This is a genomic window from Pseudomonas sp. 29 (genome assembly GCF_002754355.1).
GTDB lineage: Bacteria > Pseudomonadota > Gammaproteobacteria > Pseudomonadales > Pseudomonadaceae > Aquipseudomonas > Aquipseudomonas neuropathica.
In genome coordinates this window covers 579,707-597,210 of sequence record NZ_PEEY01000001.1, presented here as the reverse complement: position 1 = coordinate 597,210, position 17,504 = coordinate 579,707, and the positions used below count along the sequence as shown (strand labels likewise).

17 protein-coding genes are annotated in these 17,504 nt (G+C 61.3%); 10 read left to right on the top strand and 7 right to left on the bottom strand.

Features of this window, described 5'->3' with window-relative positions:
* The first annotated feature begins 193 nt into the window (after window positions 1–193).
* A complete protein-coding gene (locus CLU80_RS02725; protein ID WP_099756691.1) occupies window positions 194–1,120 on the top strand; it encodes a 1-aminocyclopropane-1-carboxylate deaminase/D-cysteine desulfhydrase in 927 nt (308 codons plus the stop codon).
* Between the two features lie 3 nt (window positions 1,121–1,123).
* On the opposite strand, the gene CLU80_RS02720 is transcribed toward CLU80_RS02725, so the two are convergent.
* The 3 genes from CLU80_RS02720 to CLU80_RS02705 form a co-directional block, all read right to left on the bottom strand.
* Complete coding sequence (locus CLU80_RS02720; RefSeq protein WP_093434069.1) at window positions 1,124–1,672, bottom strand: cytochrome b; 549 nt, start codon at window positions 1,670–1,672, stop codon at window positions 1,124–1,126.
* Window positions 1,673–1,862: 190 nt separating this feature from the next.
* Complete coding sequence (phnX, locus tag CLU80_RS02715; RefSeq protein ID WP_093434071.1) at window positions 1,863–2,690, bottom strand: phosphonoacetaldehyde hydrolase; 828 nt, start codon at window positions 2,688–2,690, stop codon at window positions 1,863–1,865.
* 143 nt (window positions 2,691–2,833) lie between these two features.
* Entirely contained in the window at window positions 2,834–3,943 is a 1,110-nt protein-coding gene (locus CLU80_RS02705; RefSeq protein ID WP_099756690.1) for a 2-aminoethylphosphonate--pyruvate transaminase, read from the bottom strand.
* A 112-nt stretch (window positions 3,944–4,055) separates the two neighbouring features.
* On the opposite strand from CLU80_RS02705, the gene CLU80_RS02700 reads away from it, so the two are divergent.
* Window positions 4,056–4,916 (top strand): LysR substrate-binding domain-containing protein, encoded by an 861-nt coding sequence (locus CLU80_RS02700; protein WP_099756689.1) that lies wholly within the window; start codon window positions 4,056–4,058, stop codon window positions 4,914–4,916.
* Window positions 4,917–5,013: 97 nt separating this feature from the next.
* On the opposite strand, the gene CLU80_RS02695 is transcribed toward CLU80_RS02700, so the two are convergent.
* Window positions 5,014–5,886, bottom strand: a complete 873-nt coding sequence (locus CLU80_RS02695) for a LysR family transcriptional regulator (RefSeq protein WP_093434080.1) — start codon at window positions 5,884–5,886, stop codon at window positions 5,014–5,016.
* A 282-nt stretch (window positions 5,887–6,168) separates the two neighbouring features.
* On the opposite strand from CLU80_RS02695, the gene CLU80_RS02690 reads away from it, so the two are divergent.
* Together CLU80_RS02690 and CLU80_RS02685 are read left to right on the top strand one after the other, a co-directional pair.
* The gene (locus CLU80_RS02690; protein ID WP_093434083.1) at window positions 6,169–7,494 is read left to right on the top strand and encodes an MFS transporter; all 1,326 of its coding nucleotides are present in this window, start codon (window positions 6,169–6,171) and stop codon (window positions 7,492–7,494) included.
* A 72-nt stretch (window positions 7,495–7,566) separates the two neighbouring features.
* Window positions 7,567–8,958 carry an FAD-dependent oxidoreductase gene (locus tag CLU80_RS02685; protein WP_099756688.1) on the top strand — a complete coding sequence of 464 codons (1,392 nt, stop codon included), beginning with the start codon at window positions 7,567–7,569 and terminating at the stop codon, window positions 8,956–8,958.
* Window positions 8,959–9,063: 105 nt separating this feature from the next.
* Here CLU80_RS02685 and CLU80_RS02680 read toward each other — a convergent pair whose 3' ends face one another.
* Complete coding sequence (locus tag CLU80_RS02680; protein ID WP_099756687.1) at window positions 9,064–10,455, bottom strand: type VI secretion system Vgr family protein; 1,392 nt, start codon at window positions 10,453–10,455, stop codon at window positions 9,064–9,066.
* 220 nt (window positions 10,456–10,675) lie between these two features.
* Between CLU80_RS02680 and CLU80_RS02675 the strand changes: the two genes are divergently transcribed.
* The gene (locus CLU80_RS02675; protein ID WP_099756686.1) at window positions 10,676–11,380 is read left to right on the top strand and encodes a YebC/PmpR family DNA-binding transcriptional regulator; all 705 of its coding nucleotides are present in this window, start codon (window positions 10,676–10,678) and stop codon (window positions 11,378–11,380) included.
* A 111-nt stretch (window positions 11,381–11,491) separates the two neighbouring features.
* Here the strand turns inward: CLU80_RS02675 and CLU80_RS02670 are convergent, their stop codons facing one another.
* Complete coding sequence (locus CLU80_RS02670) at window positions 11,492–12,805, bottom strand: leucine-rich repeat-containing protein kinase family protein (RefSeq protein WP_099756685.1); 1,314 nt, start codon at window positions 12,803–12,805, stop codon at window positions 11,492–11,494.
* Window positions 12,806–13,020: 215 nt separating this feature from the next.
* Window positions 13,021–14,151 (bottom strand): cell division protein ZapE, encoded by a 1,131-nt coding sequence (gene zapE / locus CLU80_RS02665; protein ID WP_099756684.1) that lies wholly within the window; start codon window positions 14,149–14,151, stop codon window positions 13,021–13,023.
* 305 nt (window positions 14,152–14,456) lie between these two features.
* Between zapE and CLU80_RS02660 the strand changes: the two genes are divergently transcribed.
* The 5 genes from CLU80_RS02660 (at window position 14,457) to CLU80_RS02640 (ending at window position 17,477) form a co-directional block, all read left to right on the top strand.
* Window positions 14,457–14,960 carry a Csu type fimbrial protein gene (locus CLU80_RS02660; RefSeq protein ID WP_093434104.1) on the top strand — a complete coding sequence of 168 codons (504 nt, stop codon included), beginning with the start codon at window positions 14,457–14,459 and terminating at the stop codon, window positions 14,958–14,960.
* Between the two features lie 99 nt (window positions 14,961–15,059).
* Window positions 15,060–15,593 (top strand): Csu type fimbrial protein, encoded by a 534-nt coding sequence (locus tag CLU80_RS02655; RefSeq protein WP_093434107.1) that lies wholly within the window; start codon window positions 15,060–15,062, stop codon window positions 15,591–15,593.
* 20 nt (window positions 15,594–15,613) lie between these two features.
* Window positions 15,614–16,150 carry a Csu type fimbrial protein gene (locus tag CLU80_RS02650; RefSeq protein ID WP_064389251.1) on the top strand — a complete coding sequence of 179 codons (537 nt, stop codon included), beginning with the start codon at window positions 15,614–15,616 and terminating at the stop codon, window positions 16,148–16,150.
* A 4-nt stretch (window positions 16,151–16,154) separates the two neighbouring features.
* Window positions 16,155–16,655: a Csu type fimbrial protein gene (locus CLU80_RS02645; protein WP_099756683.1), complete on the top strand. Its 501-nt coding sequence runs from the start codon at window positions 16,155–16,157 to the stop codon at window positions 16,653–16,655.
* Between the two features lie 33 nt (window positions 16,656–16,688).
* Complete coding sequence (locus tag CLU80_RS02640; RefSeq protein ID WP_099756682.1) at window positions 16,689–17,477, top strand: fimbrial biogenesis chaperone; 789 nt, start codon at window positions 16,689–16,691, stop codon at window positions 17,475–17,477.
* The last annotated feature ends 27 nt before the right edge of the window (window positions 17,478–17,504 follow it).

Below are 17,504 nucleotides of genomic sequence, written 5' to 3'. Positions count from 1 at the left end.
CGCTGAACCTGTGGGAGCGAGCCTGCTCGCGAAGGCATCGTGTCAGTCGACATATATATTGACTGACACTCCGCTTTCGCGAGCAAGCTCGCTCCCACAGGATTGGTGCACATCGTGAACCTTGTGAGCCTGCTCGCGATGGCTGCTTGTGAGCGACTAGAATGCTGGCTCTGTCCAGATCGAATCGCCGCTCATGCTTTTGCCTCCCACCGATTGGCTACCCCAAGCCCCTCTTGAACACCTTCACCTCGACTGGCTCGCAAACGCCGGCATTGAAATGGCCATCCTGCGCCTCGACCAGATCGACCCGCTGATCAGCGGCAACAAATGGTTCAAACTCGTCGAACACCTCAAAGCCGCCGACCGTATGGGTGCCGAGGGCATCATCAGTCTCGGCGGTGCGCACTCCAATCATCTGCACGCGTTGGCGGCGACGGGGAAACGGCTGGGCTTCCAAACCGTGGGGCTGCTGCGCGGGCATGCGCAGGAAACTCCCACGGTGCTGGATCTGCAGGCGTTTGGCATGCAATTGCATTGGTTGGGTTATGGCGGTTATCGCGCGCGCAAGGAGCCGGGATTCTGGCAACCCTGGCACGAGCAATACCCCAATCTGCAAGCGGTTCCTGAGGGGGGAGGTGGACTTGCAGGGGCGCTCGGCTGTGCAGCCATCAAGGAACAGGCGCAAGCGCAATTGCCTGCGCTGGGCTGGAGCGACTTTCACGGTTGGTGGCTGGCCTGCGGCACCGGGACGACACTCGCCGGACTGGTCCTCGCCGAGGCGGGTGCGCACCGGGTCTATGGCGCGTTGGCAGTCCCTGAGGATCACGGCGTGGCGCCGCAGGTCGAGTCGATTATGCGGTCAGCCGGACTGGCCACTGCCGACTATGAGTTGATCGATGCCAGCCGTGGCGGTTTTGCCAAGGTTGATCCGCTGCTGCTCGCGTTCATTGAGCAGACCGAGCAGGCCAGCGGCGTCCCACTGGAGCCGCTGTACACCGGTAAGGCGTTGCTGGCGCTCAAGCAGCAGGTGGAGGCAGGCAGGTTCGCGCCCGGCACGCGGCTGATCTTCATTCATACCGGAGGCTTGCAGGGCCGGCGTGGGTTTAGCGCCAGCCGCTGATATTCAACCGCGTTTGGGCATCATCCGCAGCAGCGTGTTATCGCCCACCACATAGTGGTGATAAATCCCCGCCAGTGCATGCAGGCCGATCAACCAGTAGCCGATCGTGGCGATCAGCACATGCCAGTGTTCGACCTGCTTGGCGAAGGCTTTGTTTTCCGCCACCAATAGCGGTAGGTCAAAGCCATAGAACATCACTTGATGTCCTTCGGCGCTGGTGATCAGCCAGCCCAGGATCGGCATGCTGATCATGAACAGGTACAACGCCCAGTGCATCAGCCGCGCCAGCACGGTTTGCCATTGTGGTGAGGCGGGGAAGATTTTCGGCGCCGGACCAATGCTGCGCGCGAGCAGGCGAAACCACACCAGCACAAACACGGTCAGGCCGAGCATGTAGTGCACTTCGCGGATCAGCGTGCGCCCGCCACTGCCTTTGGGAAACAGGCCGCGCAACTCCATGCTGGCGTACACCAGCACCAACAGGACCAGCATCAGCCAGTGCAACAGGACCGAGACGGTGCTGTAGCGGGATTCGGAACTTGTCCACGGCATACGGTGTTTCCTCACAGATCAGGGTTCAAACCTGCCGTTCTTGGCCGACGGCATGCTTTAACTGTAATCCGCTTTGGCGGATTTGCCTGAGGCTGATCGGACTTTCAATGCTCTGAATCGGGGCTTTGCCAATAAAAAACGCCAGTGTCGGCAAGACACTGGCGTTTTTCTTTGCAGCAAGCGGCAGGAATCAGCTCGATTGCGGCATTTCACCGTTGGCCAGACGCTTGTTGATGTCGGCGATGACTTCCGGCAAATCAGTAATGGTGTCGATCATGTAATGCGGGCGCGAGCCTTCGAACAGCGCGTGAATGCGTTTGCGCTCGCTGGCCAGTTCATCGCTGCCCAAGGCGCGGAAACCGGCGTAATCCAGACCCAGTGCGTTGCCTGAGCAGATCAGCGCCACGGTCCACATCCCGGCGCGGCGGCCTTCGAGAATGCCCGGCACGGTGTCATCGATCTTCACGCACGCTGCGACATCGTCGATGCCCAGCGCGATCACGTTGGCCAGCGCCTGAGCCGGCCACGGACGGCCATTCGGCACTTCGTCGGTGGCAACCACGTGGTCGGCGACATAGCCGTTGGTGGCGGCCAGTTCGACGACCTTGTCCATCACCTGCTTCGGGTAGCCGGAACAGGAGCCGATCTTGATGCCTTGCTGACGCAGATTGGCGATGGTTTCCAGTGCGCCGGGAATCAGCGCCGAGTGTTCGGCGATCTTCTCGATCTGCAGCGGCATGAAGCGGTTGTAGATGGCGGTGACGTCATCGTCGGTCGGCGTGCGGCCGAACGCCTTGCGATAACGCTCGGCCACTTGCGGCTGATCGCAGAGGGTGCGGATGTGGTCCCACTTGCCCATGCCCATCGGGCCACGCGCTTCTTCGATGGAGACCTGCACGTCGAATTCGGCGAAGGCCTCGACGAAAATCTGCGTGGGTGCGAACGAGCCGAAATCGACCACGGTGCCGGCCCAGTCGAGGATCGCGGCTTGCAGTTTGTTTGGATTGACGTAGTTCATGTTGATCAAATTCCTGAGTTGGCAATGCAATTCAAATGTAGGAGTGAGCCTGCTCGCGATAGCGGTTGATCATTCAACATCTTCGTCGACTGACACGGCCTCATCGCGAGCAGGCTCACTCCTACAGGGGATTGGTGGTGTTCTTAGATTTCGAGGACTTCCATCTCGCGCAGCACTTCGCCGATCGCTGCAACGGCCTGGCGCATTTCGCCCGGGCTGACGTGACCGATGCAGCCGACACGGAAGGTTTCGACCTGAGTCAATTTGCCCGGATAAAGGATGTAACCCTTGGCCTTCACGCGTTCGTAGAAATCCTTGAACTGGTAGCGCGGATCTTGCGGCGCATGGAACGTGGCGATGATCGGCGCTTGAATCGCCGCTGGCAGGAAGCTGCGCAAACCGAGTTTGCCCATCTCGTCCATCAGCGCCTGGCAGTTGGCGGCATAACGCGCATGGCGTGCCGGCAGGCCACCTTCTTCGTTGTATTGCAGCAGCGCTTCGTGCAGCGCCGCGACCACGTGAGTCGGCGGGGTGAAGCGCCATTGACCGGTTTTCATCATGTAAGCGTGCTGGTCGTACAGGTCCATCGCCAGCGAGTGCGAATTGCCAGCGGCTGCGGCCAAAGACTCTTTGCGAGCGAAGACAAAACCCATCCCCGGCACGCCTTCCAGGCATTTGCCGGAAGCGGCGATCAGTGCGTCGAACGGCACTTTCTGCGCGTCCACCGGCAGTGCGCCAAAGGAACTCATGGCGTCGATGATCAAGCGTTTGCCGTGTTGCGCGACGACTTGGGCAATCTCCGGCAGCGGATTGAGAATCCCGGTGCTGGTTTCGCAGTGGATCAGGGCGACGTGGGTGATATTGCTGTCGGCGCGCAGCAAGCGGTCGACGTCGGCGGCGGTGGTCGGTTCATCTTCAGCGGTTTCGAAGGTGCTGAACGAGCGGCCGAGCACTTCGCAAATCTTCGCCAGACGCTTGCCGTAGGCGCCGTTGATCAGCACCAGGACTTTGCCGTCACGCGGCACCAATGTGCCGATGGCCGCTTCAACAGCGAAGGTGCCGCTGCCCTGTAAGGGTACGCAGTGGTGAGTCGCGGCGCCGTTGAGGATCGCCAGCAGTTGTTCGCAAAGGCTTGCGGTCAGTTGATTGAAGCGGTCATCCCATGACCCCCAGTCGACCATCATCGCCTGGCGGGTGCGGGCCGAAGTGGTCAACGGGCCGGGAGTGAGCAGGATGGGTTCGGCAATACTCATTCGTGTGTCCTCGGATAGCGCTGTGGGATGAAGCTACGGGGCATACGTTGCAATTCGCCGTTGCATCAATCAAATTGTTTGTTGTTATGCCAGCCATCAGTGAGAGTTATTCATGAACCTGTTCCAGCTCCGCGCCTTCGACGCCGTGGCCCGTGAAGGCAGCTTCACCCGTGCCGCCGCGCGCTTGTTCATCAGTCAGCCGGCGGTTACCGGGCACATCAAGGCGCTGGAGGAGCACTACCAGATCACCCTGTTGCGGCGCACCGCGCGACGGGTGGAACTGACCGAGGAGGGCACTAAACTCGCGGCGATTACCCGCGCGATGTTTGGCCTGGCGGAAGAGGCGCAAACGATGCTCGAGGCCAATCGACAGTTGCTGACCGGGCGGCTGGAAGTGGCGGCGGACGGGCCGCATATGGTCATGCCAATGTTGGCGAGCCTGCGCGCGCGGTATCCGGGAATTACGGTGAACCTGCGCTTGGGCAATGCTCAGGAAACCCTCGCTGCATTGTTGTCGGAACACGCGGATGTGGCGGTGTTGACCGAAGTGGAGCCGCGCAAAGGCCTGCACCTGCAGGCATTGAGCGAATCACGGATTTGCGCGTTGGTGCCGGCAGGGCACCCGTGGGCGATGCGCGCCGGGGAAGTGAAACTCAAGGAATTGGATCAGGTGATCATGGTGCTCCGTGAGCCGAGTTCGATCACCCGTCGTACATTTGATGACGCCTGTGCGCACGCGTCGATCCATCCGCGCGTGTTGCTGGAACTTGATAGTCGTGAGGCGGTGACTGAAGCCGTCGCCGCTGAGTTGGGCGTTGGCGTGGTGTCATCGGTGGAGGTCAGCCATGACCCGAGGGTGATGGCGATTCCGATTGCCGGGGCAGGGCTGGTCAATCGGCACATGATCGGCTGCATGGAGCGGCGGCGGGAGTTGCGCCTGATTCAGGCGTTCTTTGGCCTGGCGCCGGCCTGATACACCGAGTCGCTCCCTTCGCGAGCAAGCTCGCTCCCACATTTGGAATGCGTAACCCCTGTGGGAGCGAGCTTGCTCGCGAAGGGGCCATCACGGTTCACACAAGACTCTGGCGCACCATATCGAGAAAGGTCGCCACCACCCGTCGATTGCTTTGCTCGCGCAAGCACACCAGCGTCTCCGTCAACCGTCGGGTGCAGTCGACAATCGGCAACGCGCACACCCGCGAATCCGCACCAAATTCCGCCGCCGATACCACGCCAACGCCAATCCCGACCACCACCGCCTCACGCGCCGCTTCCCGGCCCTCAACCTGAATCGCCGGACGAATGCGAAACCCCGCGCGGGCCATTTCCTCTTCCAGCGTCTGCCGCGTCACCGAACCGTGCTCACGCAACACCAGCGGCGTGTCATCCAGGTCTGCCAGGCAGATCGATTCACGCTCGGCCCACGGATGATGGCGCGACACGAACGCGACCATCGGATCATTGCGCAGCGGCACGCACAGCAAGCGTTCATCACTGACGTCACGCCCCAGCAACGCTAGGTCGGCCTGATAGTTGAACAGGCGAAACAGCGATTCATCGGTATTGCCGGTTTCGATCTTCACGCTGATCCCCGGATAGCGCTCGCAGAACCGCGCGATCTGCGGCAGCACGTGGACCGGCGCATCCACTGCCAGAATCAGGCTGCCGGTCTGCAAGGCCTGGGATTCCTGCAACAGTTCCTGTGCTTCGGCTTCAATCACAAACAGGCGCTGGGTGATCGCCAGCAAGCGTTCGCCCAGGTCAGTCAGGCGTACGGAACGTTTATTGCGGTGAAACAGCAAAACGCCAAAACGCTCTTCGAGTTTGCGCACTTGGTCGGATATCGCCGGTTGCGTGAGAAAAAGGCGCTCGGCGGCTTTGGTGAAGCTTCCATGCACAGCCACGGCGTGGAAGGCTTTGAGTTGGGCGTGGGACACCGACATGCAGTCACCTGATCGTTTAGTCAGTAACAAGCTGAGCTTATGTGTGAAATACGATAAATCGATTTTATTTATTAAACAGTAATTGCTTTGATCGGCTCACGCCATCGCTGACTGCCCGCTCGGGCCGCACGGTAGCCATGAGCCTGTGCGTGCAACAACAGGACTCATCTGACCGATATCGCCACAGGGACGGGGTGATATCGCAGTGCTCAACAATAAAAAACACAGGCGTTTTTCTTAACGATTCTGCCGGCACACTCACACCCTGAGGTCAGAACCACCATGAACAAGCACATCGGCACCATTGCGCGTTGGCGCGTGCAGATTTTCGCGATTACCTGGCTTGCGTACGCTGCTTTCTATTTCACCCGCAAAGCGTTTTCGGTGGCCAAACTCGGCATCGCCGAAGACCCGACCTTCATGCTCGACAAGATGGCCATGGCCAACCTCGATGCGATCTATCTGGCGGCTTATGCCCTCGGCCAGTTCACTTGGGGCATGCTCGCTGACCGCTTTGGCCCACGGGTCGTGGTGCTCGGCGGTTTGCTGATTTCCGCCGCGGCGGCGCTGGTGATGGGCAGTTACGCGACGTTGCCAATCTTCGCCACCTGCATGTTGATACAGGGCTTGGCGCAGTCCACTGGATGGTCGGGATTGTGCAAAAACCTCGGCAGTTTTTTCCCCTCCCAACAACGCGGGCGAGTGCTCGGGTTATGGAGTTCCTGTTACGCGTTTGGTGGTCTGGTAGCGTCGCCGTTCGCCGGCTGGTGGGCGTATACGTTGGTGGGCACCTGGCACGCGGCGTTCATTTCCAGTGCGGTGGTGGTCGCCGTGGTGGCGGTGTTGTTCTTTATCTTCCAGCGCAACAAGCCGGAAGACGTCGGCTTGCCGGCGGTCGAGCCGGAACCTGAATTGACGGCGGAAGAAACCGAAGCCAACAGCAAGCTCAGCGTCTGGGAGCCCTTGAAGGAAATCCTGCGTAACCGCACGGTGCTGGTGTTGGGCCTGGCGTATTTCATGTTGAAACCGGCGCGTTACGCGATTCTGTTGTGGGGCCCGGTGATTGTCTTTGAACAGATGCCCAGTGTCGGCAAGGTCGGCGCGGCGATCATTCCCACTTCGTTTGAACTGGCCGGGTTGCTCGGGCCGATCCTGATTGGCCTGGCCTCGGACAAACTGTTCGGTGCCCGGCGCATGCCGGCCTGCGTGTTGAGCCTGCTGGCGCTGACCGTGACGCTGGCGCTGTTTATGGCCGCGTTGCATACCGGCAGTGTGTTGCTGGTGGTCGCGCTGCTGTTCGTCATGGGCCTGACTTTGTATGGCCCGGACTCGATGATCAGCGGTGCCGCCGCGATCGACTTCGGCAAAGCCAAGGCCGGCGCCACGGCGGCCGGTTTCGTCAACGGCTGCGGCTCGGTTGGTGCGGTACTTGGCGGTTTGCTGCCGGGTTACTTCGACTCGGTGACGGTGTTCATCGTCTTCGCCGGTTGCGCGCTGTTCTCGGCGCTGGTGCTGATTCCGCACTGGAACAGCCGCCCGGTTGGCGTGATGGAACCGCGCGCCTCTATCCCCAATTGCCCGCTGACGATCAAACCCCTGCGTTCCTGAAACCCTTGCCTCGTGGCCTGCTGCGACGCTCGGGGCAGGCTGGGTCGTGGCCATCTGACTTGGAGAAACCCCATGAGACCGTTTTGGCTGGAGCAGGCCTTGCAGGCCGACACCTCGCAAACCTGCCCGCCGTTGCAAGGCGAAGTCCGCGCCGATGTGTGCATCGTCGGAGGCGGGTACACCGGGTTGTGGACAGCGATCATGCTCAAGCAACAAAACCCCGAACTCGATGTCTTGCTGATCGAAGCGGACATCTGCGGCGCCGGCGCCAGTGGGCGTAATGGCGGATGTGCACTGTCGTGGTCGGCGAAGTATTTCACCCTTGAACGCTTGTTTGGCGTCGAGGAAGCGGTGCGCCTGGTCAAGGAATCGGAGCGCAGTATCCACGCGATCGGCGAGTTCTGTGAGCAGTACGGCGTCGATGCCGATTATCGGCTCGACGGCACGCTGTACACCGCGACCAACCGCGCGCAAGTCGGCTCGACCGATGCAGTAATTGCCGCACTGGAGCGCAACGGTATCAACTCGTTTACCCAGCGTCCGCTGGCCGATGTGCAGCGCATGGCCGGTTCGAACAAGCATCTGGAAGGCTGGTTCTCGCCGGCAGCGGCCAGCGTGCAACCGGGCAAACTGGTGCGTGGCTTGCGTCGCGTGGCGCTGCAATTGGGCGTGAAGATTCACGAAAACACGGCAATGACCGGGCTGGAAGAAGGACGCCCGGCACGCCTGCAAACACCGAACGGCAGCATCGTTGCCGATCGCGTGGTGCTGGCGATGAATGCGTGGATGGCCCGTGCCTTTCCACAGTTCGAACGCAGCGTGGCGATTGTTTCCAGCGACATGCTGATCACCGAGCCGCGACCGGATCTGTTGCAGCAGATCGGCCTGACCAGCGGGGTCACTGTGCTCGATTCGCGGATTTTCGTGCACTACTACCACAACACCCCGGACGGCCGGATCATGCTCGGCAAGGGTGGCAACACCTTCGCGTTTGGCGGGCGCATGCTACCGGTGTTCGATCAGCCATCGCCTTATGCCGGCCTGCTGAAAAACAGCCTCGCCGACTTCTTCCCGGCGTTTGCCGATGTCAAAGTCGATGCCACCTGGAACGGCCCGTCGGATCGCTCAGTCACCGGTTTGCCGTTCTTCGGCCAGATGAGCAGCGCCGGCAATGTGTTTTACGGCTTCGGCTATTCCGGCAGCGGCGTCGGCCCGTGCCACATGGGCGGGCAGATTCTTGCTTCGTTGGTGCAGGGCCTGGACAACCCGTGGACCCGCTCGCCGCTGGTCAACGGGCCGCTGGGTTATTTCCCGCCGGAGCCAATCCGCTACCTCGGTTCGTTGATGGTGCGCAACGCCATCCGCCGCAAGGAGCGCGCCGAAGATCACGGGCGGCGTCCTCGGCATCTGGATGTGCGTCTGGCGAAATTCGCTGCGGCGGCGGGCAAGGCTGACAAAGCCTGAAGCACGGCGTGTTGATCTAGGGGCTGCCGCAGGCTGCGATCTTTCGATCTTGTTTTTAAGATCAAAATCAAAAGATCGCAGCCTGCGGCAACTCTTACGAAGGGATCAGCGTGCGCCGCTGTCGAGTAGCCAGTCGAGCAATAGGCTGTCACGTGCGGGTGGTTCGCGAGGTGTGGGCTTGCGTGAGTTGCCCAGACACAGAATCGGCCGGTCGGGGTCGCTGTCAAGGAAACTCACCCACACTTCGCTGCCGGCGCAGGGCAGTTCCTCCCGTGCCACTCGGCCATTGGCGCGAGTCATCGCGATGGGCAGCCAGATCGCCTCGTCATCAAGGGTTTGCAGATGTTCCGAGGGCCACAGCCTGACGGCGACCCGACCCTGTTCATCGAGCTGCGCCGGTTGCCCGGCAGGTCCCAGCACCAGCGCCAGGTGATAACCGGCAATGCCTGGACGCGGTTGGTTGAGCGCCGGGCGAAAATCGCTTGACCAGGGCTGGGCGGTAAAATCGTTTTCGTAGCGGTGCAAGGGTGGGGTCGGGTCAAGAATCGACGGATGTTGCCCGTGATGACGTATCGATGTGAGCCGCCATTGTTCGTTGAAGTGGCTGATCGGATGCGCCGACACTTGCAGCAGTTGTCCACTGAGCAAGCCGATCCGGTCGCTGCGGCCGTTGATCGTGCGATGCTGGCAGCGTTGCCGTTCCAGATGTCGACGGCTGCGTTGTTCGTGGTGTCGTTGTTCGAGGGAAGATGCCTGCGGCAAGGGATTTGCCGTGATGTGGTTGGCGGCCTCGTCGCTGATCGCCCGCTGCCCTCGGTTACGCACGGCATGCAGCGTGGCGACGGGCGCGGCGTGATGATGCTGGTACAGCGAAGTGATGCAGGGAGAAGGCGTTTGCTCACAGGCCTTGAACGGAACCAGTACCGGCGTTTGCGGCAGACTGAGGCTGTCATCGGCAAACACGACCACGTGTCCGTCCATCCGGTGTTCAAAGTGATAGTGAATGCCTTCCTCTTCGCAAAGTCTGTGCAGCAGCGCCAGATCACTTTCTTCGTACTGGATGCAAAAAGGTCGGATCGGGTAGCGGCCGACGGTCATTTCAATCCGGTAGCCGTCGGCGGGCAGGGCGTTTTCCGTGAGCAACTGCTGGAGAATCTGCGGCACACTCTGTTGCACGAACACTCGCCGTTTGCTCGGCTGAGCCAGCCTGTGCAAGCGCGGCACGACCGTCACGCGATAGCCGATCCGGTGCGTACCGCGATGTTCGCAACTGGCACTGTCGATCACGCCGTGGATTCCATGATGGTCGTCCAGACGCAGAAAGGCCCGTTGGTGCAGGAATGTGCCCGGCGCCACGGCGGGGGCCAAACCGATCAGTTCGATATCGAAACGGTAGGGCTGGTTGAGCGCTTCCTCGCCGTGAAAACGCACCACCGGCAGGCACAGACCGCTGTCGGTCAGGGTCAGGGTAAAAGGACTTTCCTTGTCATTGAGCATTCGAACAGGCTCTGTCAGGCAATACGGGCCTGAGAGGGTACGAAACCGCAGCGTTGAATGGTCATGTCAAAGGCGTTTTTCAGAATTCCCCTACAAGCTCTGGTGAAGATGTCGATTCCACATTGCGTTTTTTGGTCGATTGCCGACTTTAGGCCGTATAAACTTGGCGCCACGCGTCGGCCAATAGATGTCTCGGCGCCACAGATCAAGAGAGTGAGTAATGGGCGCACAGTGGAAGGTTAAACACAAAGAAGCGGCAGCCAACGCCAAAGGCAAGATCTTCGGCAAATTGGTGAAGGAAATCACCATCGCTGCCCGCAACGGTGCCGATACCACCACCAACGCACACCTGCGTCTGGTGGTCGAACAGGCCAAGAAAGCCTCGATGCCAAAAGAAACCCTCGATCGCGCGATCAAGAAAGGCGCCGGTCTGCTGGGTGAAACCGTGCAATACCATCGCGTGACCTACGAAGGGTTCGCCCCGCACCAGGTGCCGCTGATCGTCGAGTGCGTGACCGACAACATCAACCGTACCGTCGCCGAAATCCGCGTGGCGTTCCGTAAAGGCCAACTGGGGGCTTCCGGCTCCGTGGCCTGGGACTTCAACCACGTCGGCATGATCGAAGCCTCGCCGGACACCCCGGACGCCGATCCGGAAATGGCCGCGATCGAAGCCGGTGCTCAGGATTTCGAGCCGGGCGAAGACGGCGCAACGCTGTTCCTGACCGACCCTACCGACCTGGATTCGGTGCAGAAAGCGTTGCCAGAGCAGGGTTTCACCGTGCTGTCGGCCAAGCTCGGCTACCAGCCGAAGAACCCGGTCAGCGGCTTGAGTGACGAGCAGATGGCTGAAGTTGAAGCGTTCCTCGAAGGCCTCGACAACCATGATGACGTGCAGGACATGTTTGTTGGCCTGGCGGGCTGATCGGCTGCGTCAGTGATGGCCTCATCGCAGGCAGGCTAGCTCCCACAGGGATTTGTGAACGCCACAGATCCAGTGTGGGAGCTAGCCTGCTAGCGATTGACCGCGCAGCGGTCACAGATCTTCAAGTTGCTTCATGACCTCAGAAAACCCCGGCCGCGCCAGCACATCCGCCTGACAGCAACGCCGCTCCAGCTCTTCAAGCACCGCACGCAGTTCATCACCCAACCCCGAGTCGACGCGCGCCAGCAATTCCCCCAGCAAAACCCCGAACGCACGCACTTCGATGCGTTGCAACGCGCGCGTTTCCAGCGTGTCATCGACAGCATGGAACGACGCCCCGCCAAAATCCCCGAGCAGGCAATCGCCGCGCTCGTTCAACAGAATGTTGTGCCCGTAGAGATCGCCGTGGGTGATGCCTTGCTGATGCAAGTGTTCGGCTGCCGAAGCGATGCCTTTGGCAATGTTCAGCGCGACCTCGGCACTGAACCGGCAATCATCGGCGTACACATCCCGCGAGCAGGACGCCAGGCTGGGCAGGTCGGCGAGGTTGCGGAACGACGGATCGATCAATTGCATCACCAATCCTTGCTGGACGTCGGGATGGCCACTGATGCGTCCCTCGACGCGGATCAGATTGGGATGCAGGCCGGCGGTGATACACGCATTCATTTCGTGCAGCGGCGAGCCGTCGCTGGTCATTTCACCTTTGTACAACTTCACCGCAACCGGTATCACCGAACCATCGTCGCGTTGCCAGTTCGCCCGGGAAATCACCCCCGAGGCGCCTTCACCCAAGCGTTGCTCCAGACTTAGCGCAGACCAGGGGATCTGTGCCGTCGCGTCGAGCGCGGCAGCGTCCGCCTCGGTTTCCAGAGGGTTACCGGCGTAGGCCAGCCAGGTCAGGCTCGGCAGCGCGAGCAGCCACTGCGGCAGCTCGGTCAGGCGGTTGGCGGAGATGCGTAACAGCTCCAGACGATGGCAGTTGCTCAGCGAGGGTGGCAGCGCTTGCAGACGGTTGCCGGACAGCATGAGCTTTTGCAGGGCAGGGCGCTCACCGAGTTCGCTCGGCAGGCTTTCTAGGCAGTTGTCGGTCAGGATCAGCCAGCGCAGCTGTGGTGGCAGGGCTACAGCGGGTACGTTGACGATGCGATTGGCCCTGAAGCCGATCATCGTCAGCGCCGCGCACTGGCCGAGGCAGGTCGGCAGTTCGGTAAACGGGTTGTCGGAGCAGAACAGCACCCGCAGGCGCGTCAGACGGTGCAAGTCATCCGGCAGGCGGCTCAGGGCGTTGCCGCTGAGATTGAGGATTTCCAGGGTGTCGGCCAGATCGAAAATCTCTCGCGGGAATTCGGTCAGGCCACAAGACAGATCCAGTCGAGTGATGCCCGACAACTCGCCGGCACGCAATTGAGCAAGGGTGTGCATGTTTGGTGTTCGCTATTGATCAGGGGCGCGCCGCTGGGGCGCCGGGAATGGGCGACATGATAACGGCAAAGCGGGTTCCGGGTTTGAGCGGAATGCTGCAAGTGCCATGGAGCCATGTGGGAGCGAGCTTGCTCGCGAAGGCGGAGTGTCAGCCGCTGAGATGTGACTGACAGGGCGCTTTCGCGAGCAGGCTCGCTCCCACAGGGCCGGCGTGCTCAGTCGCTGTTGTGTATCTCTTGCAACTGCCCCAACCGACTGCGCGTGCGCGCCAGGTCAATGGCCTGGCCGTCCAGGCTTTCGCGCAAGGGCAGTCGACCGAGTAGCGTCAGGTGCTTGTCCTGGTCGTACAGCACGTCGATCAGGTTGATGAAGCGTTGTTGCGCGGCGATCGAGCACTCCGCCAGTTCCGGCAGATCATCGATGATCCAGCGGTCGAAACGGCGACACAGTTCCAGGTAATCCATCACCGCCGTTGGCTGTTCGCACAGATCGTTGAAGGTAAAACCGACCCGCCGCTTCTCAAAAAACCGCGCCTGAAACTGCCGGGTGCCGACCGTTAGCGCAACGGCCGGTGCCTCTGCAGGCGGCAGATCCAGGGCCGTGCGTTGTGCTGGCGTCGCCGGCCACACGTAATGTCCCTGGGTGAATATCTGGTGTGCAGAGTGACGCGTCTGGCTGCGGTAATCATGCGGGCCGCCGACTTCCATCACCTGCATGTGCGTATTGATCAGTTCGATCACCGGTTTGAAGCGGGCGTGATAAAGCGGATTGGGCAGCAAACCCTCAGGCGCATAGTTGGAGGTCACCAGCAGCAGAATCCGTCGTTTGAACAACGCCTTGAACAGCCGGGTGATCAGCATGGCATCGCCGATGTCATGCACATGAAACTCGTCGAAACACAGCACCCGACAATCTTGCAGCAGTTCGTCGAGGGTCACTTCGAGGGCATCGTCCTGCAGGCGATGGCTGAACATGCCCTGATGCAATTGCGCGAAAAACTGATGGAAATGCAAGCGTCGTTTCTGAGTGATCGGCAGCGCCTGAAAGAAGCCGTCGAGCAGCCAACTCTTGCCACGCCCGACGGCGCCGAACAGATACAGGCTTGGCGTGGTTCGGCTGTTGGCGCCCAACAGCAGACTGGCCTGCTGCGCCATGCACTCAATGACGCGCTGCTGGCTGTGGCTGAGGGTGTAGCCCTGACCGCTGGCCTTGTGTCGGAAGTAATCGCGGATCGACTGGGCGCTGGCGTCATGCCCGGCGCCGGCCGGCAAACCCTTGCCGAACCAGCGGCGCAACGCCGGCCAGCGCTGGATCAGTCGCGATCGTTTCGGCGGGTGGGCAGGCACTGTCGGCGTCTCCGTGTTCGTCAAAACCGGCTCCCGGGAGCGCGGCGATGTAGTGTAACCAGACGCCGAGATGACCAGCCACCGCGACGTGTCGACAGTGGGCGGTTATTGAACAAATTTGTGCGGCACGTACAGCCTTTTTTAGCGACATGGCTCGCCCCGTTGCCAATCTTTCGAAACATATCCCGGCCGATCCATGGATCCAATCGACTGGCGGAATCGTCGACCGTTGCTAACCTCAATCACAGAAACGACGTCGCAAGCGATCACTGACAAGGAATGGCGCAGTGAATGTACATGGGGTTATGGGGCTGTTGGGTGTGCTCGCTGCACCTGTCTATTCGGCGGATCTTCAGGTTGAAGTGCGCGTCGATGTGCAACGCGGCTGCCAGTTGATCGGCCAGCAGCGCAACGCTGGCATTGAGCAACTGGGCGTGCTTGATTTCGGCAGCACTGCACGTCTCGATGACCCGGCCGGGCCTTTGGCAGCGGCGCTGACCAATCAACGCCTGCCACGGCTGGAGTGCAATCCGGACACGCCGTACCAGATGCGTGTCGACGGCGGCTTGCATGGTGGTGTCGGCGAAGTCCGTTACATGGTCGGTTCAACAGGCAGTAAACCGATTCCGTACCGCTTGTATCAGGACGCGGCGCGCCGGGTGCCGCTGGTGGTGGATGTTCCGGTCAGTGGGCGGGTGCCGGACAGCGGCACGGTGGAGTTGCCACTTTACGCGCGGATCGAGCGCCTGGCTGAGGTGCCGCAGGTCAGCCGTTATTCGGATCTGGTCAAGGTGACGGTCACCTGGTGAGTGTGGTTTCAAGGCAGCCGCTGGACGCGGGTGCGCAAGGAAGGCGTTCGATGATGAGCGCGGTGATCGAATCAGCGTAAAGGAGCAGGGACGGGCGCAATGACAGGTAAACACTGGATGGTGGTGGCAGCGGGGACGCTGGCATTGCTCGCAGACGAGGCGCAAGCGGCGGTCAGCGGGCAAATCAATGCGCGGCTGATCCTGATTGCCGGCTGCGAAGTCACCAATACCAGCACACCCGACAGTCCGCTCAGCGCCCTCGGCACCCTCGACTTCGGCCTTCAGGGGCCCACCTGGAACGCGCCGATCAAGGCCAGTCTGGACGGCGACAGCAGCGGCAAACTCAACGTCGCCTGCAATCCCTCGGTCACCGGTTTCACCGTCACCATCGACGGCGGCACCCACGGTGACGGCAATACCCGGCGCCTGAGCAACGGTCGCCAGACCCTCCCTTATCAGCTGTTTGTCGATCCCTCCGGCGTCCGGAGTTACAGCATCGGCCAGCAACACAATTTCGCTGTCACCAGCGGTGCGCAGATACCCATTCCGGTATTTGGCACGGTGGTGGCGAATACCCGTGCGGTACCGGCAGGGGTCTATACCGACACCCTGACGGTGACGCTCGACTGGTAACCCCGTAGAGGACGGACACCATGCGTATGTTTGCATCAAGGATAGGTTTGTCGTTGCTTGGCCTGGCGCTGGTTTCCAGTGCCAACGCCGCCACCACGGTCACCGGCCAGATCACCTCCAGCCTGATTCTGATCAGCAGCTGTCAGGTCAACGGTGCTGGCGGTTCCACCGGGCTGAACTTCGGTGCGTTGAACTTCGGCACTGCCAACAGCCTGTTCACCACCGCCACCGGGCAGGTGTTGGGCGGCGGCGGCGGGGCGTTGTCGATTCTCTGCTCCAGCGGCACCACGCCGACGGTCAAGGTACGCGCGGGCTCCCACGACGGAATGTCACCGGGTGGCACGCGGGCGCTGTACGACGGCGTTGCCAATTACGTGCCGTACGACTTGTACACCGATGCCGGGCACTCGCAACTGCTGGCGATTGACGGGACGATCAACCTCGCCGCCAGTACCGGTGTCGCGCAGACAGTGAACATCTACGGTCAGGCAGTGGGCAAGGCCGGTTTGCCGGCGGGGACGTACACCGACACTGTCGCCGTCGAACTGACGTTCTGATGCCATGCGCCGCCATGGCTGTGCCGCGCTGCTCCTGCTCTGCGCAGGCAGTGCGCCGCTGCCGCTGACCGCAGCAACGAGCCAGAGCTTTCAGGTCAGTGCCACGGTCACTGCCGGGTGTCTGGTGGTGGGCGGGGTGTCGAATTATGGCGGGCTGAATTTCGGTTCGCGTTCGGCACTGGCCACCGGCACCGTGCAGGTCGCGCTGACGGGTGGGGTGCAATTGCAATGCACGCCGGGCGTGACGCTGAACATGAGCGTTGATGGCGGCCAGTACAACAACAGCGGCCGGCACATGCAGGTCAACAGCGGCACTGCGCGGGTGGCGTATGCGCTGTTTAGCGATGCGGCATACAGCCAGAGCCTGGGCATCGGCCAGAGTGTGGCGGTGGCCTACAGCGATGCGAACAACATCAGCCTGCCGATTTACGGTCAGGTGCAATTGCCGGGCAATCAGCCTGGGGGGACGTACAGCGACGTGTTGCAGGTGCAACTGTCGTGGTAAGGCGAAGTTGAATGGCCGACAAGGAGCAGGTTTATGGGGTCAGTTACGTCACGGCATTCTTTCGTGCGCTGCGCGATGTGGACGCTGGTCATGCTTGGGGCAAGTCAGGCACACGCGGCGAGTTCGGTGCTGATCTGGCCGATCGATCCGGTGCTGGAGGCTGATCAGCAGGCCAGTGCGCTGTGGCTGGAGAATCGCGGCAGCGAAACCGCCAATCTGCAGATCCGCGTGTTCGGCTGGAGCCAGAGTGGTTTCGCCGAGCAATACCAGAACCAGCGCGACGTGATCGGCAGCCCGCCGGTGGCGAAAATCGAGCCGGGACAGAAACAATTGGTGCGTTTGACCCGGACAAAGGAGGTGCCGCCGGGGCAGGAGCTGGCCTACCGGATCATCATCGACGAAATTCCTTCCGCGCAACCCGCGACTGCTGACGGCGGAAAAACAGCGGCAGCGATCCGCTTCCAGATGCGCTACTCGGTGCCGTTGTTTGCCTATGGTGCCGGGCTGTGGAGCAAGGAAGATAGCAGCCGCGCGCGTGATCCCAAGGGTGTCGGCCTGCCGCAATTGAGCTGGCGCACGGTGGCCGTGGACGGCAAGCCCTATGTCGAAGTGCGTAATCAAGGCGCGGTGCATGCGCGACTGACTGACGTGGCAATCAAACAGGCAGGGCAGAGCAGACCGCTGGCCGAAGGACTCTTGGGTTACGTCCTGCCGGGGGCGGTAATGCGCTGGCCGGCACCGGGGCCGTTGGCCGGTGATTCGGCGTTGCAGGTGCGGGTGAACGGCGCGCCGCAGGTGCAGAGCATTACACCTGCCAAGTGAGTGAGTCATAGCGCAGTTATCTGACGT

Bases quoted from the DNA above. Each gene is read 5' to 3' on its own strand.
- CLU80_RS02725 (WP_099756691.1), top strand. From the start codon at position 194: ATGCTTTTGCCTCCCACCGATTGGCTACCCCAAGCCCCTCTTGAACAC.
- CLU80_RS02695 (WP_093434080.1), bottom strand. From the start codon at position 5,886: ATGTCGGTGTCCCACGCCCAACTCAAAGCCTTCCACGCCGTGGCTGTG.
- CLU80_RS02705 (WP_099756690.1), bottom strand. From the start codon at position 3,943: ATGAGTATTGCCGAACCCATCCTGCTCACTCCCGGCCCGTTGACCACT.
- CLU80_RS02675 (WP_099756686.1), top strand. From the start codon at position 10,676: ATGGGCGCACAGTGGAAGGTTAAACACAAAGAAGCGGCAGCCAACGCC.
- CLU80_RS02645 (WP_099756683.1), top strand. From the start codon at position 16,155: ATGCGCCGCCATGGCTGTGCCGCGCTGCTCCTGCTCTGCGCAGGCAGT.
- CLU80_RS02670 (WP_099756685.1), bottom strand. From the start codon at position 12,805: ATGCACACCCTTGCTCAATTGCGTGCCGGCGAGTTGTCGGGCATCACT.
- CLU80_RS02680 (WP_099756687.1), bottom strand. From the start codon at position 10,455: ATGCTCAATGACAAGGAAAGTCCTTTTACCCTGACCCTGACCGACAGC.
- CLU80_RS02660 (WP_093434104.1), top strand. From the start codon at position 14,457: ATGGGGCTGTTGGGTGTGCTCGCTGCACCTGTCTATTCGGCGGATCTT.
- CLU80_RS02700 (WP_099756689.1), top strand. From the start codon at position 4,056: ATGAACCTGTTCCAGCTCCGCGCCTTCGACGCCGTGGCCCGTGAAGGC.
- CLU80_RS02690 (WP_093434083.1), top strand. From the start codon at position 6,169: ATGAACAAGCACATCGGCACCATTGCGCGTTGGCGCGTGCAGATTTTC.
- phnX (WP_093434071.1), bottom strand. From the start codon at position 2,690: ATGAACTACGTCAATCCAAACAAACTGCAAGCCGCGATCCTCGACTGG.
- CLU80_RS02655 (WP_093434107.1), top strand. From the start codon at position 15,060: ATGACAGGTAAACACTGGATGGTGGTGGCAGCGGGGACGCTGGCATTG.
- CLU80_RS02685 (WP_099756688.1), top strand. From the start codon at position 7,567: ATGAGACCGTTTTGGCTGGAGCAGGCCTTGCAGGCCGACACCTCGCAA.
- CLU80_RS02650 (WP_064389251.1), top strand. From the start codon at position 15,614: ATGCGTATGTTTGCATCAAGGATAGGTTTGTCGTTGCTTGGCCTGGCG.
- CLU80_RS02640 (WP_099756682.1), top strand. From the start codon at position 16,689: ATGGGGTCAGTTACGTCACGGCATTCTTTCGTGCGCTGCGCGATGTGG.
- CLU80_RS02720 (WP_093434069.1), bottom strand. From the start codon at position 1,672: ATGCCGTGGACAAGTTCCGAATCCCGCTACAGCACCGTCTCGGTCCTG.